The sequence below is a fragment of the Capnocytophaga sp. oral taxon 412 str. F0487 genome (assembly GCF_000271925.1).
In the GTDB taxonomy this organism is placed as follows: Bacteria; Bacteroidota; Bacteroidia; order Flavobacteriales; family Flavobacteriaceae; genus Capnocytophaga; species Capnocytophaga ochracea.
The window spans coordinates 1-16,604 of the sequence record NZ_AJZR01000032.1 but is presented as its reverse complement, the minus strand read 5'-3'; the positions used below and the strand labels follow the sequence as shown (position 1 = coordinate 16,604).

Annotated in this window: 10 protein-coding genes and 1 tRNA gene; 7 read left to right on the top strand and 4 right to left on the bottom strand. The window is 40.2% G+C overall.

The window, feature by feature from the left end; translation table 11 throughout:
* Window positions 1–35 precede the first annotated feature (35 nt).
* The 4 genes from purB to HMPREF1321_RS05330 form a co-directional block, all read right to left on the bottom strand.
* Window positions 36–1,367: an adenylosuccinate lyase gene (gene purB / locus HMPREF1321_RS05345; RefSeq protein ID WP_009421729.1), complete on the bottom strand. Its 1,332-nt coding sequence runs from the start codon at window positions 1,365–1,367 to the stop codon at window positions 36–38.
* Between the two features lie 307 nt (window positions 1,368–1,674).
* Window positions 1,675–2,796: an ATP-binding protein gene (locus HMPREF1321_RS05340; protein WP_009421727.1), complete on the bottom strand. Its 1,122-nt coding sequence runs from the start codon at window positions 2,794–2,796 to the stop codon at window positions 1,675–1,677.
* 40 nt (window positions 2,797–2,836) lie between these two features.
* On the bottom strand, window positions 2,837–3,208 hold the full coding sequence (locus tag HMPREF1321_RS05335; RefSeq protein ID WP_009421734.1) for a hypothetical protein: 372 nt from the start codon (window positions 3,206–3,208) through the stop codon (window positions 2,837–2,839).
* 1 nt (window position 3,209) lies between these two features.
* The gene (locus HMPREF1321_RS05330; RefSeq protein WP_009421711.1) at window positions 3,210–5,072 is read right to left on the bottom strand and encodes a M1 family metallopeptidase; all 1,863 of its coding nucleotides are present in this window, start codon (window positions 5,070–5,072) and stop codon (window positions 3,210–3,212) included.
* A gap of 716 nt (window positions 5,073–5,788) precedes the next feature.
* Between HMPREF1321_RS05330 and HMPREF1321_RS05320 the strand changes: the two genes are divergently transcribed.
* The 7 genes from HMPREF1321_RS05320 to HMPREF1321_RS05290 all read left to right on the top strand — a co-directional run.
* On the top strand, window positions 5,789–6,613 hold the full coding sequence (locus tag HMPREF1321_RS05320) for a thymidylate synthase (protein WP_009410566.1): 825 nt from the start codon (window positions 5,789–5,791) through the stop codon (window positions 6,611–6,613).
* 204 nt (window positions 6,614–6,817) lie between these two features.
* The gene (locus HMPREF1321_RS05315) at window positions 6,818–8,062 is read left to right on the top strand and encodes an alpha/beta hydrolase-fold protein (protein WP_034575750.1); all 1,245 of its coding nucleotides are present in this window, start codon (window positions 6,818–6,820) and stop codon (window positions 8,060–8,062) included.
* Window positions 8,043–8,591 (top strand): dTDP-4-dehydrorhamnose 3,5-epimerase, encoded by a 549-nt coding sequence (rfbC, locus tag HMPREF1321_RS05310; RefSeq protein ID WP_009420421.1) that lies wholly within the window; start codon window positions 8,043–8,045, stop codon window positions 8,589–8,591. Before HMPREF1321_RS05315 ends, rfbC begins: the two co-directional genes overlap by 20 nt.
* A 177-nt stretch (window positions 8,592–8,768) precedes the next feature.
* Window positions 8,769–8,844, top strand: a tRNA-His gene (locus HMPREF1321_RS05305).
* A 366-nt stretch (window positions 8,845–9,210) separates the two neighbouring features.
* Window positions 9,211–13,662: a hypothetical protein gene (locus tag HMPREF1321_RS05300; protein WP_034575748.1), complete on the top strand. Its 4,452-nt coding sequence runs from the start codon at window positions 9,211–9,213 to the stop codon at window positions 13,660–13,662.
* Window positions 13,663–13,668: 6 nt separating this feature from the next.
* Window positions 13,669–15,720, top strand: coding sequence for a fibronectin type III domain-containing protein (locus HMPREF1321_RS05295; protein ID WP_009421720.1), 2,052 nt, complete (start codon window positions 13,669–13,671; stop codon window positions 15,718–15,720).
* Window positions 15,721–15,735: 15 nt separating this feature from the next.
* On the top strand, window positions 15,736–16,604 hold an 869-nt coding region (locus HMPREF1321_RS05290; RefSeq protein WP_009421769.1), incomplete at its 3' end, for a hypothetical protein.

The window sequence follows — 16,604 nt, the reverse complement described above, 5'->3', positions numbered from 1 at the left end:
AGTAGGCTTTTTTATTGGATATTGTGGCTGTTGTTTTAAACTCCCGTATAGTTTTCGGGCGTTATAACTTTTAGTTCTGCCTTTATATCTTCATTTACTTCCAAGGTATCGATAAAACTGCTAATAGTCTCGGCAGTGATAGCGGTATTGGTGCGGGTGAGGGCTTTGAGGGCTTCATACGGATTAGGATAGCCTTCACGACGCAAAATCGTTTGGATAGCCTCGGCTACTACTGCCCAATGGTCTTGCAAGTCTTCACGGATTTTATCCTCATTTAAAAGGAGTTTATTGAGTCCTTTGAGGGTAGATTGCAGGGCTATGAGTATATGACCAAAAGGCATCCCTACATTGCGCAATACAGTACTATCGGTGAGATCGCGCTGTAAGCGGGAAATAGGTAATTTTGCCGATAGATGCTCTAAAAGAGCATTGGCAATGCCTAAATTACCTTCAGAGTTTTCAAAATCAATAGGGTTTACTTTATGAGGCATAGCCGAAGAGCCTACTTCGCCTGCTTTTATCTGTTGTTTAAAGTAATCCATAGAGATATACGTCCAAATATCGCGGTTCAAATCGATGAGAATCGTATTGATGCGTTTGAGAGCATCGAAAAGAGCGGCTAAATGGTCGTAATGCTCGATTTGGGTAGTGGGGAAAGAATGGTGTAAGCCTAATATTTCCTCTACAAAGCGGGTGCCGAAAGCCTTCCAATCGATATTAGGATAGGCTACTTTATGAGCGTTGTAGTTACCGGTAGCTCCCCCAAACTTGGCAGCATAAGGCACTGCTATAAGGGTTTGTAACTGCTGTTCTATACGAACGACAAACACCTCGAACTCCTTGCCTAAACGTGTAGGGGATGCCGGCTGACCGTGAGTGCGCGCCAGTAGAGGGATATCTTTCCATTGGGTTACTAAACTTCTCAGTTTGCTGAGCAATTGCTCCAAGTCAGGCAAATACACTTGTTGTACAGCTTCCTTGATGCTAAGTGGAATAGCGGTATTGTTGATATCCTGAGAGGTGAGACCAAAGTGGATAAACTCCTTGTATTTTTCTAATTGCAGTTTATCAAAAGCCTCTTTAATGAAATATTCAACCGCTTTTACATCGTGATTGGTAGTTTGCTCTATTTCTTTTACTTTTAGAGCTTCCTCTTCAGTGAAATTTTGGTAGAGTTTCCTCAAATCGGTGTATTTTTCCTTAGGGAAATTGGCGAGTTGAGGCAAGGGGAGTTCGCATAGAGCGATAAAGTACTCTATTTCCACTTGCACACGATAACGAATAAGTGCCATTTCGGAGAAGAAAGGCACAAGGGAGGTCGTTTTATCGGCATAACGACCATCGATGGGGGAAATTGCGGTTAACATAATTTCAAATTAGAAAATTAGTGAATTAACGTGAGTTTGATGTAAGAAAAATGTAGCTTATGCTATAGAAATCTTACAAATCTTAAAAAAAAATCAAACAAATAGGTAGTAAGCTACCTAAAAGTCTCGCACAGATCTCACGGATTACACAGATAGTCTTTCAATTGAAAATTGATAATTGACAAATGTGATGGGCACGAATTGGCAACTGCGTTGCTGGATTTCACAGAATAGTAATGAAAAGACAATTGTAAATCAGTATTGTATATATAGAACTGACGTTAAATTAGAAAATTAGTAAATTGTCTCATTGCTTAGTGTGTAATAGTCGGGTGAGTTTGATGGCTAAATCGGTGAAAATAACTTTGCCATTGCCATTGCGCTCTACGTGTAACTGGGCTTCTTCGAGGAGGTTGTGTATTGTCTCGATATTACCGCCGTGAATAAAAGGGGCGAATTTGGCAAGCTGAAAAGTAGGGTCGGCGAATTGTATATATACCAAACCAGAGGCGGTATAGTTCAGCAGGAATGCCTGACGGAATACCTCAGCGCAGTACTGCAAAAACTGTTTTTGCGCCTCACGCCCAACAGTATTGATTTCATCGCTCCACTGCAAAAGTCCTTGTATGGAGGCTTTGTTGCCACGTGCGCGGTAAGCTGTACGCACCCACGCAATAAACCAACGCTCAAAAATCGCTTCTTCGCTTTCTTTGTTGTTCATCAGTTGGAGGGCTTTGTTGAAGTTTCCTTGAGCGCGTAGAGCTATTTTGGTCGCTTCGGCATCAGCTAAACCACGTTCTACGAGGGCTTCTTTGATAGCATTCTCACTTAGGGGCGGGAAACGCAGGATTTGGCAACGTGATTTGATAGTGTCTAATAGGGCATTTTCATCTTCTACCACCAAGAGAAAGACTGTTTTGTCGGCGGGTTCTTCGAGGAGTTTAAGAAGCTTGTTAGAGGCTTCGGCATTCATCTTCTCTGCCATCCAGATAATCATTACCTTATAACCACCTTCAAATGATTTCAGAGCTAACTTATTGGTAATCTCTTTAGCCTCATTTACCCCTATGTTGGCTTGTTTCTTCTCTATACCTAAGAACACGAGCCAATCAAAAAGGGAACCATAAGGCTGTTCTTTTACAAAAGCGCGCCATTCGTCCATAAAGAGAGCACTAATAGGGTCTTTTTTCACCTTGTCATTAATAGCTGTGGGGAAAGCAAAATGAAGGTCGGGGTGAGCGAGTTGGGCGCATTGAGCCTTTGCCTTGGGGTTATCGTGCGAAAGAATGAGAGTTGCGTAGGCGATTGCCATTGGCAGAGCGCCTTGTCCTTCGCCTGCCACAAATAATTGAGCGTGTGGAATGCGACCTGCTTCCACACTGGCTTGTAAATAGTTCTTTATTGTATCGTATCCTAAAATATTGTCCATTGTTTAGGTGTTAGATGTTAGGAGTTAGTATATACTGATTTTAATAAAGCAAAGGTAATAAAAATAATACTGTTCCTAACAAAAATAGTACTGCCAAAAAGTGAATTACAAAACTATTTTTCCTCAGAAATATATATTGTTGTACCAAACGTATTGCCCAGAACAACGAGTTGCCAAGTAAGAAAACCTTACCTAAATCAGTAGTGAGAAGTTCGTTAGTAAAACAAAAACAAACTATTGCTACTGCTACAAAATAATAAACTATTTGTATATTGAGAATTTGGATAATTCCGCGATTGGCAAAACTGAGTTTATGTACCTCTTCTTTCCATTTAAAAAGTCTCCAAAACAACAAATGGAAGAGGGCAAAGAGCAAATTATAAAATCCTAAAAAGATAATAACAGTATACATTCTATTTCTTATAAATATTATTCTCCCTATTGATATCTACACTTCTGTTATTAGGGTCTAATACTATACTCTGGATATTGTTCAATGGCATATCGAGTTCAAAAGTGTAGGTAAGGTTACCCCAACCCCAAGCAGGAACTACCGTACGGGGATAATTAGGGTAAGTGTTTGGTTTTTCGCCGTAAGTCATTCGCAAGGGCACATATACGTATTGGGTTTTACCAGCTTTATCGGTTACAAAAAGGTCGATAGAAAGAGGCAGGCGTTCTAAGCGTTTGAGGGTAATTGCCGTTTTATTTCCTTTGGCTTCTACCTTGTCGATAGCGTAATCGGCTACGTGGTCAGTTTGCATAAACTCATTGAGGAACCATTGCAATTGCATTCCTGATACTTTTTCGGCTATGCGAATAAAATCATTGGGGGTTGGATTCTTGAAAGCATACTCTCGGTAGTAGCGTTTGAGAGTTTTCATCAGTGCTTCGTTACCCATTAGATAATCTAACTGAGTGAGGAAGAGCTGCCCTTTGTAGTAAGCGGCAATACTATAAGCGTAGTTCGTCGCATAACGGTCGGAATGAGTGATGGTAGGTTCTTGTAACCCCGATTTTACTAAGTTTAGGTAGCCGTTGTAGGCTTTAGTAAAGGGATAGTTGGTTGCAGGAATGAGGTGCAACACTTGTTGTTCGGCAAGTGTTTGGATATAGGAGGTAAACCCTTCGTCCATCCACGGATAAGCTGCCTCATCGGTAGCTAAGAGGTGTTGAAACCAAGCGTGAGCCAGTTCGTGGGTGGCGGTGCCTATTAAACTCTCGTATTTCTTACCGCCTTCCATAAGGGTACACATTGCATACTCCATACCACCATCGCCTCCTTGAATGAAAGAGTATTGAGCCCAAGGATATTTGCCTATAAGTGTATTGAAATAATCGAATACTTTGAGCATATCGGGCTGAATACGCTTCCAATTCTCTGGATATTTTTTATAGAAGAAGTGTATGGTCTTACCGTCGGTGAGAGTGTGCTTATCGTGAGTAAACTGAGGGTCGGCAGCCCAAGTGAAATCGTGTACACGTTCGGCTACAAAGTGCCACGTTTTGGTTTTAGCTTTGGTTTGGGGTATTTTTACGCCCTTATCTTCATAACCACAGCCCATTTCGTTAGGATTTTGCAACACGCCTGAACCTGCTACCACATAGGTTTTGTCGAGGGTGATTTTTACATCGAAGTTACCCCAAACGCCGTAGAACTCACGACCTAAGTATTCGGTAGTATGCCAACCTTGATGGTCGTAAGCTACCATTTTAGGGTACCATTGTGCCATTGAAAGCGCTACGCCATCGGGGCTATTACGACCTGCACGACGTATCATTACGGGCACTTGACCTTCAAAGGTCATATCGAGTACTGTTTTGCTGTGAGGTAGAATAGGGGTGGGGAGGGTTACTTTTAGGATTGTACTTTCGTGAGAGAAGGTAGCTTTTTGTCCGTCCTGGCTCATAGCCGTAATGCGCAATAGTCCGATTTCAGAAGGTGAGAGTTTGGCTATACGACTCTCGTAAATGGGATTTTTATCGGTGCCGAGATTGTTAGCCATACGTCTATCGGGGTCGGGGATGGATTGCAGTTTGCTATCCATTTCGCTATTTGGCTGAAAAGCGTTGAAATAGAGGTGATAGAATACTACGCGGAGGGTATCGGGAGAGTTATTGGTATACGTGAGTTTTTGGGTGCCTTTATACTGAAAGTTTTTCACGTCCATCGTTACGTTCATTTGGTAATCAGCTTGTTGTTGCCAAGGGTTATCTTGGGCTATTGCATTCAGCGTAAAAGCGAAAACAGAGAGTGCTAAGAGTATTTTTCTCATTATTATATTCTATTGATAGTTATTGAAAGTGCAAAGGTACGAAGTAATTAGCAAATTAACAAGTCGTGGCACGACGGGCAGGTGGAAAATGAGGAAATGAGGAAATGAGGAAATTAACAGATTAATAAATGGAGTAAATGTCAATAATACCACTAATCAACTTTGCCAAAGTTTGAAACTTTGGCAAAGTGTGTGCCGTAAAAAGTGACACATTGGAGGATTCGGAAGGAAACGGAAAAGTTCGGAAGAGGACTGAGAGAAATTTTGATGAAAAAAGGGTGTAAGATGGGTGGGGGTAGCTTATAGAGAGCTTATAGGAAGCTTATACGAATCTTGGACGATTGGTATAGGAAGGGTATATAAAAAGTTGATTCATAATATGATACGACGATGCAAAAAATGGCAAAAACGGGGTTTCGAGGCGAAAGAAAAAGAATCCTCACCCCGTCCCTCTCCCAAGGAGAGGGGGAATGTAGCGACGGGAAAGAGGATTAATAAATTAGAAAATTTGGAAATTAGCAAATTTGTGGGAGGAGTTTAGTGGGAGTGTGGTGACGGAAAGATGAAGCGCAGTGATATATAAGACAAAGATAAGCTATATAAAAAATTGGAAATAAGTGGGTTGATAGAATGAGAGGGGTTAGGGTATTGGTATTTTTTATTATTGTTGTATCTTTGCACCGATTTAACTTCTTAGGTTTAACACTTAACTAAAAATGCAAACATATCACGACCTCTTGCGCCATATCCTCGATAATGGCTATTCTAAAGATGACCGTACCGGCACGGGAACGACTAGTGTATTTGGTTACCAAATGCGCTTTGACCTCAATAAGGGTTTTCCGCTGGTAACGACTAAAAAGATACACTTAAAATCGGTTATCTATGAATTACTTTGGTTTTTAAAAGGAGATACAAATATTAAATATCTCACTGACCACGGGGTGCGCATTTGGAACGAATGGGCAGATGAGAACGGCGACCTCGGTCCTGTTTATGGAGCGCAATGGCGCCACTGGAATGGCGAGGCGATTGACCAGATAAAAACGGTGGTAGAGACCCTTAAACAAAATCCTGAAAGCCGACGAATTATCGTTTCGGCTTGGAATCCGTCGGTATTGCCTGATACAGGAAAATCGTTTGCGGAGAACGTAGCCAATGGTAAAGCGGCATTGCCTCCTTGTCACGCACTGTTTCAGTTTTACGTAGCCGATGGGAAATTGTCTTGTCAGTTATACCAACGCAGTGCCGATGTGTTTTTAGGAGTGCCTTTTAACATTGCTTCATATGCGTTACTCACGATGATGCTTGCGCAAGTATGCGATTTGCAATTAGGAGATTTTGTGCATACTTTTGGTGATGTGCACATCTATAACAATCATCGTGAGCAGGTAGCTTTACAGCTCAGCAGGACGCCACGCCCTTTGCCTACGATGCACTTGAATCGGGCAGTGAAGGATTTGTTTGCCTTTGATTATGACGATTTTCGTTTAGAAGGCTATGACCCTTACCCTACGATTAAAGCGCAGGTATCGGTATAAAGTTAAAATTTCGTTAAAAAATGCTTAAAATTTTGCTATATGGAGCTTTTTTGTTTCATTTGTGCGTTTAAAATAAAGTAAATACTATAAATCAAGAATTAAATAGAGTTATAGTAATTGTTTTAAAAACATCCCCCTACGCCCCCTTCAAAGGGGGAATGTGGTGATGCAAAAATGACTTTAACAAGTAAATACTATAAAAAAATGAAGAAATTTCTTACAATCGTTATCGCTTTGGTAACCTTACAAAGTGCGTTTTCACAGGTTATTTCGGAGACTTTTTCGTCAGGGAGACTCAATAGAAAACAGAAGATAGGTATCTACAAGCCTGAAAAGTACACGGATAGACAGGCATATCCGCTGATAGTAGTGCTCAATGCGGAAACGCTGATGGAACCTGTTGTTTCGATGGTGCGTTATTACGAACAGTTTGGTGAAATGCCTAAGTGTATAGTGGTGGGTGTGTATGAACCCAAACAAGAAGATGTAACGGTGGTAGAAGAGGTGGGTCGCCCTATTAATGAGTCGGCTCGTTTCTTTGAGTTTGTATCGGCAGAATTAGTGCCTTACATACAAGGGAAATACCCGATAGCTGACCTAAAAGGGGTTATTGCTTCGGAAGAGGCGGGTTTTTTGGCTAATTACTATATGCTTGCCGAGAAGAAACCTACTTTTAATATGATAGTAAGCCTTAATCCAGTGGCTCTTCCACGTATGGGAGAAGAGTTTTCGCACGCTTTGGCAGCGGGAGTACCTAACCGTTTATTTTACTATATGGCTACTGCCGATGTGGAAAACAAAGTAGTGTACGACAAGGCAATTCAGTTTGAAAGAGCGATGCGCTCGGCGCCCGTGCACGAATCGGTAGAATATCACTTTGTTGATTTTAAAGGAAGCTCAGTAAACGCTACTAAACTGCAAGGGATAGCGCAGGCACTTGATATGTGTTTTGACATTTATAAACCCATAGGAGGCAAGGAGTTTAAGACCCAAATGGAGACTCTTGAAACGGGGATTTATGAATATTTGGAGAACAAATATAACACTATTTATAAACAGTTAGGCGTAAAGAAAGTGCCTATACTAAACGATGTGATGGCTACTTATACAGCTATTAATTCGTCGCAAGACTGGGAATCGCTTAAGAAATTGGCGAAATACGTAGAGAGCAATGGCTACTTAAAAACTGCTATGCCCAACTTCTTTTTAGCTGAATATTACGAAAAGATGGGCGACGATAAAAAGGCACTGAAAACGTATCAGAAAGCGTATACTGAGCCTAATATAGATTTCATCACAGGAGACTTGATAAATGAACGTATCACGCATTTGCAAGCCACTAAACGCAAGAGCAAACGCACAAAAGTAGTAGAACCTATAGAGCCAGCAGAAGAAGTGGCACCTGCACAAGAAGAACAAAATCCTACCGATGAAAGTAATCAGAACTAAGATAGAAGGCGTGGTGATTATTGAGCCACAGGTGTTTTTTGACGGAAGAGGTTACTTTTTTGAATCGTTCTCGCAACAGCGATTTAATGAGTTAGTAAGCCCCACTGTATTTGTACAAGACAACGAATCGCAATCGACCTATGGGGTATTGCGCGGATTACACTTTCAGAAACCACCTTTTGCACAGGCTAAATTGGTGAGAGTGGTAAAAGGAGAAGTTCTTGATGTAGCAGTGGATTTGCGAGAAGACTCACCTACCTTTGGGCAGTATGAGTCTGTGATACTAAACGAAGAAAACAAGCGCCAGTTTTTTATCCCGAGAGGTTTTGCTCACGGTTTTGCTGTATTGAGCGAAGAAGCTATTTTTCAATACAAATGCGACAATTACTACACTCCCGAGAGTGAGGGTAGTGTGCGTTGGGACGACCCTACCATAGGTATTGATTGGCGACTACCAGCTGAGGTGATACAACTTTCGGAGAAAGACAAGAAAGCGCCATTGCTGGTAGAAGCAAAAGGTAAAAGATAAAAGGGAAAGCCAGTGAGGGCTCGTAACTGGGTATGTGAGTGAAAGGTGAAAAGAGATTGAAAATCAAAGAGCTAAATGTTCCTAACACTTAACACTTAACACTTAGCTAAAAAATAGTTGTCTAAATATTTGGTAGATTGGGAAAAAGGAGTTACTTTTGCACCCGAAAATACAGACGGTGGTCTTAGCTCAGTTGGTTAGAGCGTCGGATTGTGGTTCCGAAGGTCGTGGGTTCGAGCCCCATATTCCACCCTATTAATAAAAAAAGCGCCTTTTAAGGCGCTTTTTTTATGCTCATACGCTATGGCTTATACAAAGCTAGTATATTTCTGAAAAACGACTTTTAGCTTTTTATTAATTAGCTTAATTTCGACGTAAGGAAAGTGTAGCTTACGCTACAGAAATCTTATAAATCTTCACAAATCAAACAAATAGGAAACAAGCTACCTGAAAGTCTCGCACAGATTACAATGTAAACACAACTATTATAAATCAGTATTATATATTGAAATGATGTTAAAATAAACCTCTATTCACTGATGGATATAAGTGCATTTTTGCTTTTGATATAAATAAAGTTGCTAATTCGAAAAATAATATTTACTTTTGTAGCTTTAAAATGACTATTGCTATGAAGATAAGAAGCATTTATTTACTACTTTTGCTATTGTGCTATGGTGGTTTAATGGCACAAGAGCAAGAAAATTTCACTTCATTAGAAAATAAGACCCATTGGGTAAACCAAATCCAAGATATTACAGAACTTCCTGTGGGAATTAGGGAAAATAAGAATGGGGTAGAGTATGCAATGATGGTTACCAAAGCTACTTTTTCTCCTAACGAAACGAGGGTAAATATTTACGCTCGTATTACTTTCCCTGACACCCAAAATCCTTCAGGCAAAAGGGAACTGTACTTTGGAGCTACTGAAATTCCTTTTTCGTATGAAGGTCAGTTAGTAGGCGATGTACACTTGTCGTTATTGGGTGATGTAACCCTTAGCAATACCAAAAACTGGTCGTTTTTACTCAAAGGAGGTAGAAATGTAAAAGGGGAAACGGTAGACGACCAAACATACGTGGAGGTAGATTGTAACGGATTGAAAAAAATTGCTTTAAGAGGGATAATACGCATCTCTAATGAACTTATAGTACCAGTTGACAATAAGTTACAACCTATAGCCAATGGCTATGTAGAAAGCGAGGTAGCTATAGAAGCTGAAGATTTTAACAACTTGTTAGTAGAGCTTAAACTACCTGCTTTTGCCCTCACAAGGCAGATACAAAACAAAGATAAAGGAGCTTTTATCTTTCACCCTGAGCGAATGGTCTTGGATATGAGTGATACTAATAATGCTCCAGCAATGGTATTCCCTCAAGGATATGACGAGTATTTAGTAGCAGGACAAGAGAGTTGGCGAGGTTTTTATATCCAAGAACTCACGGTTACCTTGCCTGAAGAGTTCAAAAAAACGGAGGGGAGAGTAAGTTTAAAGGCGACTAACTTCCTTTTGGACGCTTATGGTTTTTCGGGGAGCTTATCGGCAGACAATATCATTAGCTTTAAAGAAGGACGTACGTCAGAGGATAAAAAGAAAGGTTGGAAATATGCCATACACCATATACAAGCTGATTTTGTAGCTTCTAAACTCAAAGGAGGGGCTCTCTCAGGGGCTTTTCGGATTCCGATAGAGAAAGACGATTCACGCGGGATTCATTTTGACGGTAGTTTTTCTGAAGATAACTATATGCTTCGCGTTTCGTCGTTGGACTCTATTTCCTTTGATATGTGGAAAGCAAAGGCTGTAATTCTCCCTTCTTCTTATGTTGAATTGCAAGTAAAAAATAAAGAATTTCTTCCTAAAGTAGTACTTGATGGCTCGATGGTTTTAGAAGCTCCTAAGAGCGATAAAAACCTTTACAGATTAGAAGGTATTAACTTCCAAAAATTCACCTTACAAACACAAGCACCTTACATATCAGCTGAGTATTTTGGCTGTGAAGGAGAGCAGAAAATAGCAGGTTTTCCTGTGAGTATCAAAGATGTAAGTGTAGCTTTCAGAGAAGAACGAGCCCAATTACATTTCGGTATACGGGTGGGCTTACAAAAAGATAAGTTTTCAGCCGAAGGTGATTTTAATATCTACGCTAAAAATACCGATGAACACTGGAGTTACGACAAATTTGAAATCAACCGACTCAAATTGGAGGATGTAGATATAGTAGTAGCTAAAGTAAGTGGAGAGTTAAACCTAATGAAGAACGACCCAGTGTACGGCAATGGGTTTAAGGCAAAACTTTCAACTAAGATTACATCTTTAGATGTAGATGTTAATGCTAACGCTGTATTTGGTAGTAAAGACTTCCGCTATTGGGGCTTTGAAGCTATGGTAGACGGACTAAATATCAACACCCAATACGTAAAAATAACAGGATTTATAGGAGGAGCGTATTACCAAATGCGTCCTTTGGGGAATCCTAAAGATAAAGAGGCATTAGAAGCCTTTTCGTTAGTTCCCGATGAAAAGATAGGGTTAGGACTCAAAGCAGGAGTATTAGGAGCTTTTCAGGACAAAAGAGTGATTTCCTTTATAGCCTTGTTAGACATTCAAACCTATAAAGGAGGAGGTCTCTCGAAAATTGGTTTTTATGGCAATGCAACGGTAATGTACGCTTTACAAGATAAGCTATCCAATCCATTTGCTACTGTACAAAAAGGCTTTGCTGACAATGTGCAGAAAGTGGTAAAAATGGAAGAGTTGGCTAAAAATGAGAAATACAAATATTTAGATAACTCAGGGAAAGCAGATATCCCTGATGATTTCACCATAGATAAAAGCAATGAAAGCAAAAAAGCACCTATCTTTGCACAGCTAAATGTGAGTTACGACTTTGTCCAAAAAGCCTATCACTCTAATATGGAAGTATACGTGAATGTAGCAGGTGGAGTAATACGAGGGACTGGCAATAGTGGATTGGCAGGACGTGCAGTATTGCATATAGACCCACAAGATTGGTATTATCACTTGGGGACTACTCGTGAGATGATGGGATTACAAGTGGGTTTTGGTGATTTCCTAAATATCAAAGCGCAAACCTACTTTATGGTGGGTACTAAAATAGGCGAAGCACCTCAGCCTCCTGCGAAGGTAGCCGAAATACTAAAACTCAATCCTGACGAGATCGGTTATATGAAGAGTCTTAACCAGATAAAAGAAGGCAAAGGGTTTGCTTTTGGAGCGCATTTGGACTTCGATACTAAATTTGATGTAGGTTTCCTCTATGCGAGTTTTGCAGCAGGCTTTGGTTCAGACTTAATGTTAAAGAATTACGGCAATGCCCATTGCAAGGGCAGAAGCGGAGAACTAGGAATCAACGGATGGTATGCTAACGGACAAACGTATGTTTACTTACAAGGGGAGTTAGGTATTAAAATAAAACTGTTCTTTATTCGCAAACGCATCCCAATACTGAGTGCTGGAGTAGCGGCTTTACTACAAGGGTCGGGACCTAATCCTTTCTGGGCACGAGGTTATTTAGGAGGCTACTACAACGTACTAGGAGGATTAGTAAAAGGACGTTTCCGTTTGAAAATGGAATTTGGAGAACAATGTGAATTGGCAAACGATCAAGTGTTAGGAGGTATGAAAATTATCTCGGACGTATCCCCTTCTGACCGTAGTGAAGGGGTAGATGTCTTCCTATCGCCTCAAGCTACTTTCAACTTAGAATTAGAGAAACCTATTGTAATTCCCGAAGATGACCGCGACCATACGTATATCGTGAACTTAGAAAAATTTGAAGTACTCGATGCACAAGGGAATACCATAGAAGGAAAACTAACTTATGGGAAGAGTCAGGATGAACTCAACTTTACCCCAATAGAGGTGCTTCCTTCTCATCAAAAACTAAAAGCAGTAGTAAGTGTAAGCTTTAAAGAACTTAAAGGAGGAAGTTACCAGACTGTGATGGTAGATGGTAAAAAAGCCGTAGAAACTGAAGAGCGAACCTTTACTACAGGCGAAGCACCTGAGTATATCCCTAATAAGAATATAAAATACGCTTATCCTGTGTTAGACCAAAAGAATTATTTCATAGGAGAAAGTAATGAGGGCTTTGTGCAGTTAAAGCAAGGACAGTCTTATTTGTTTGAGGATGCGCATTGGAATACCCGCTTGTTTATAGAGCCCGAAGGAGGAGGAAAAACTCTTGAGCTCAACCCGACTTACTTAAAAGCAGAGAATAAAGTTTCCTTTACAATGCCTAAACTCTCGAAAGCTACTAAATATGGGCTTTCTATTGTGAGCTATAGTAAGCAAGGGGCAAAAGTAAGTGCCACAGGTAAAACACAGCAGAAGAAAAATAACATTAAAGTTTCAGAAGGTGATTTTGACAAAGGAGAAGATGAAACTTCTTACACCTTTGAAAACAAGAAAGCACAAGCCAATGTGGATAGAGGAGGCTTTGAACGTTTGTCGTACCAATTTAACACTAGTAAATACGAGCGCCTGAGCGACAAGATGAAAAAATTCAAAATTGAGCACTTATGGATAAAATACAACTCGGCAGTTGCCTTGCTACAGAACGATATGAATACTGATGAACCTTTTGAAGAAGCTGAACTCATAGGAACTACTTATTCAGGAATTCCTCTCATAAAAGCTGAAGCTGTATTAGACGATAAGTTTGACGCTTTATTTACTAAATATTTATACAATAACTCTCAAGGACAACCCTGGTTTAGCAGACATACTAACACCGTAGGCTATCCTCCTAAAGAGGCTATCACTGTTTTTCCGTTCTATCCTGAGGAACTTAAATGGAGTAGTTACGATGTAAAACGGGTATTCCCTTATCGATATGATGTGTTTATGTATTATCAAAGAGACTGGGATGCCCAGCATTATTACTTTGCCAATCATTTAAATGAACTGGCTAAAAATCCTTTGTATAATGAGTTTATGGAGCTCTATTTTCCTGTGCTTCCTACTAAGAACTACAAAGCAGTGTTAAAATACCGATTGCCTGACGGGAAGATTACTTCCGAAACACCTTACAAATATAAGTTTTAAGAGAAAATGAAACGAGTTTTATTTATAGTTATATATAGCATTACTTTTCTTGCCTTTTCACAAGAAAATCCTTCTTTGCAAATGAGTAAGGAGGTACGAAAAAACAGCATTGCCTTACGTTGGGCAGTAGATGCTCCTGTAGCGTGGCAGAAAGCCAATAATATAGGTTTTCAGTTGGAACGGACTACATATCTTCGCAATGGTAAAGTGCTCGCTACCCCCGAAACCAAAGTGTTAGGCACCTTCAAAACCCCTCCGTTAGAAAAGTGGCAAGAATGGGTAGAAAAGAACGATAATGCAGCTATTGTAGCACAAGCTATTTATGGTGAAACTTTTGAAACTGAGATTTCTAATAACCAAAACCCTATAGAAGGCATTGCTAATAAAGTGCGCGAAATAGATGACCGTTTTTCTTTTGCTCTAATGGCAGCCGATTTAGACTTCTCAGTAGCTTGCTTTGCAGGGTGGGGATATGTAGACAATGAGGTATTACCCAATGAAAATTACCTTTATAAAGTAAAGCTATTACCTAATGATAAGCTTAGTGTAAAAGAAGGAGGGGTAGTAGCAGGGCTCAAAGATTTTCAAGAATTACCAGCTCCTTTCGGTTTTAGAGGACATTTTGAAGATAGGAAAGTAACTCTCACGTGGGACTATCAAACCCTTAGCCAACTCTATAGTTATTACTTTATTGAAAAGGCAGAAGGCGACGCTCCTTTTGCTCCAATAACTGAACACCCCGTGGTAAATATGAATCAGAATAGTCGTTCCACAGCGATGATTTATGTAGATTCATTAGCTCAAAATGATAAGGAATACCGCTATCGCCTAAAAGGAAAAACAATCTTTGGAACTTATAGTCCGTATTCTCAAGAGATAAAAGGCAAGGGTATTAAGGCTATTACTCAAATAGCACAACTTACTGAGGTAGTTCCTATAGATGAAAAACAATACCGATTGCGTTGGGATTTCTCTAAGGAAAACGAGAATGAGATTACACACTTTTCTCTCTTGCACTCGCCTGACGACAAGGCTTATAAAGAGATAAAAACTCCTATTGCTGTAAGTGATAGACAAATACTTATAACCCCTACAATGCCCTCTAATTACTACAAAGTGCGTACGTATGCCAAAAATGGTACTACTTTCGATTCATTCGCGATGTTAGTGCAGCCCGATGACGAAACCCCTCCTGAAAGAGTACAACAACTCACTGGGACTATAGATACTTTAGGGGTCGTAACTTTGCAATGGAAAGCCAATACAGATGCTGACCTAATGGGGTATTACGTATTTAGAGGTACCCAAAAAGGTGAAGAGATGATGCGTATCACAGGCTCTCATATCACTGATACCTCCCTAAAAGATACCGTAGTTCTCAAAAGTTTAAACGCTAAAGTGTATTATTGGGTAACTGCTATCGATTTTCGTAAGAATGAATCTGCTCCCTCCGTATTGTTAGAACTCACCAAACCCGATAAAGTTCCTCCTACCACCCCTATTTTCACTGAGTATACTGATGACAAAAGTGGGTGGAAACTTACTTGGCGTAAGAGCTTTAGTGACGATGTAACCCAATATTTGCTCTACCGAAGAGAAAAGGGAGTTACCGATTGGAAACTCATTCACTCTGAAAATAATAGCAAAAAAGAATTCTATACTTATACTGTTCCTCCTAATATATCAGGAGTTTATGAGTATACCGTACGTGCAAAAGACGATAGCAATAATTTTTCCGACTACTCCCCTATAATACAAATCAATCACAAACCTAAAACCGATGATAGAGTATTACGAGGACTTCAAAGTCGTGTTAAAAAAGGAAAAGTTACTTTGCAGTGGTTACCTATAAAAGATGGCTTTAATGAAATGATAATTTACAAAGCTATCAATGGAGATAAACCTATGTTGTGGCGAAGTTTTACTACGCCTGTTACCTCGGTTGAAGATTCCGACATACAACCTGATAACACTTATCTCTACCTTTTTAAAGTCATATTAAAAGACAATTCACCTACCCCTACTGAAAAAATAGAAGTCAAAACAATTAATAATTAACAATTCATAATTACTGTGTTCTTACGTCGTTACATACTCTTTTTCTGCACCTTGCTGAGTTTCACTCTGCAAGGTCAGCAGTACCCTGTGGACGTGCAAGTGTTTGTCACTCCGCCTTATCCACAGAGTCTGAGAGGGTATGCCGACACCTTTGAACAGAAGATACAAGCACACTTTCTGCTTAAAGACCTCTCTACCGGCGGACGCCCCTTTGTGCTTCGCTTCTCGTTAGAGGACTTCCAAGGACAAGTCATTGCCCAAACACCCGACTATATTACCCCCTATTTGGTAAACCTCTCCCCAGGTGTACGACGCACACTTACCAATATAGATTTCAAAACCCTACTGCACTACGAAAACCTCTACGGTATTAATGAGGCGACTTATAACGGACTACTTCCTGAGGGTACTTATTTTATTGGCTTGTCGCTTTACGATGTAGCTACTGGACGCCCCGTGTCCAATAAAGGACGCGCGATGATACAAGTGCGCCGCTACTCACCCCCTGTGCTTACGATGCCTCAAAAAGGCGAAGTGCTTACCAAAAAGAACGCTTTTCAGCATATTGTTTTCCAATGGATGCCTCGCGATGTAGCCCCCTTTATGCAGTATGAGTTCACCCTCAAAGAAGTATGGGACTCGGCATTGGTGCCAGAAGAGGCGTTTATGACGGGACGATTGGTGTACCAAACTAAAACCTTTTCACCAGCTTTGGCATACACTAATATGATGCCTATACTGTTGGAAAACAAGCGCTACGTATGGCAGGTACGAGCTTTTACAAATAACCCCAATAACCCTAACGAACAGTCGTACTTTAAAAACAACGGCAATTCCGAGACTTTTTACTTTGATTTAGTCTCTCATTGTGAAGCGCCGAAGTT

Bases quoted from the DNA above. Each gene is read 5' to 3' on its own strand.
- purB (WP_009421729.1), bottom strand. From the start codon at position 1,367: ATGTTAACCGCAATTTCCCCCATCGATGGTCGTTATGCCGATAAAACG.
- HMPREF1321_RS05340 (WP_009421727.1), bottom strand. From the start codon at position 2,796: ATGGACAATATTTTAGGATACGATACAATAAAGAACTATTTACAAGCC.
- HMPREF1321_RS05335 (WP_009421734.1), bottom strand. From the start codon at position 3,208: ATGTATACTGTTATTATCTTTTTAGGATTTTATAATTTGCTCTTTGCC.
- HMPREF1321_RS05330 (WP_009421711.1), bottom strand. From the start codon at position 5,072: ATGAGAAAAATACTCTTAGCACTCTCTGTTTTCGCTTTTACGCTGAAT.
- HMPREF1321_RS05320 (WP_009410566.1), top strand. From the start codon at position 5,789: ATGCAAACATATCACGACCTCTTGCGCCATATCCTCGATAATGGCTAT.
- HMPREF1321_RS05315 (WP_034575750.1), top strand. From the start codon at position 6,818: ATGAAGAAATTTCTTACAATCGTTATCGCTTTGGTAACCTTACAAAGT.
- rfbC (WP_009420421.1), top strand. From the start codon at position 8,043: ATGAAAGTAATCAGAACTAAGATAGAAGGCGTGGTGATTATTGAGCCA.
- HMPREF1321_RS05300 (WP_034575748.1), top strand. From the start codon at position 9,211: ATGACTATTGCTATGAAGATAAGAAGCATTTATTTACTACTTTTGCTA.
- HMPREF1321_RS05295 (WP_009421720.1), top strand. From the start codon at position 13,669: ATGAAACGAGTTTTATTTATAGTTATATATAGCATTACTTTTCTTGCC.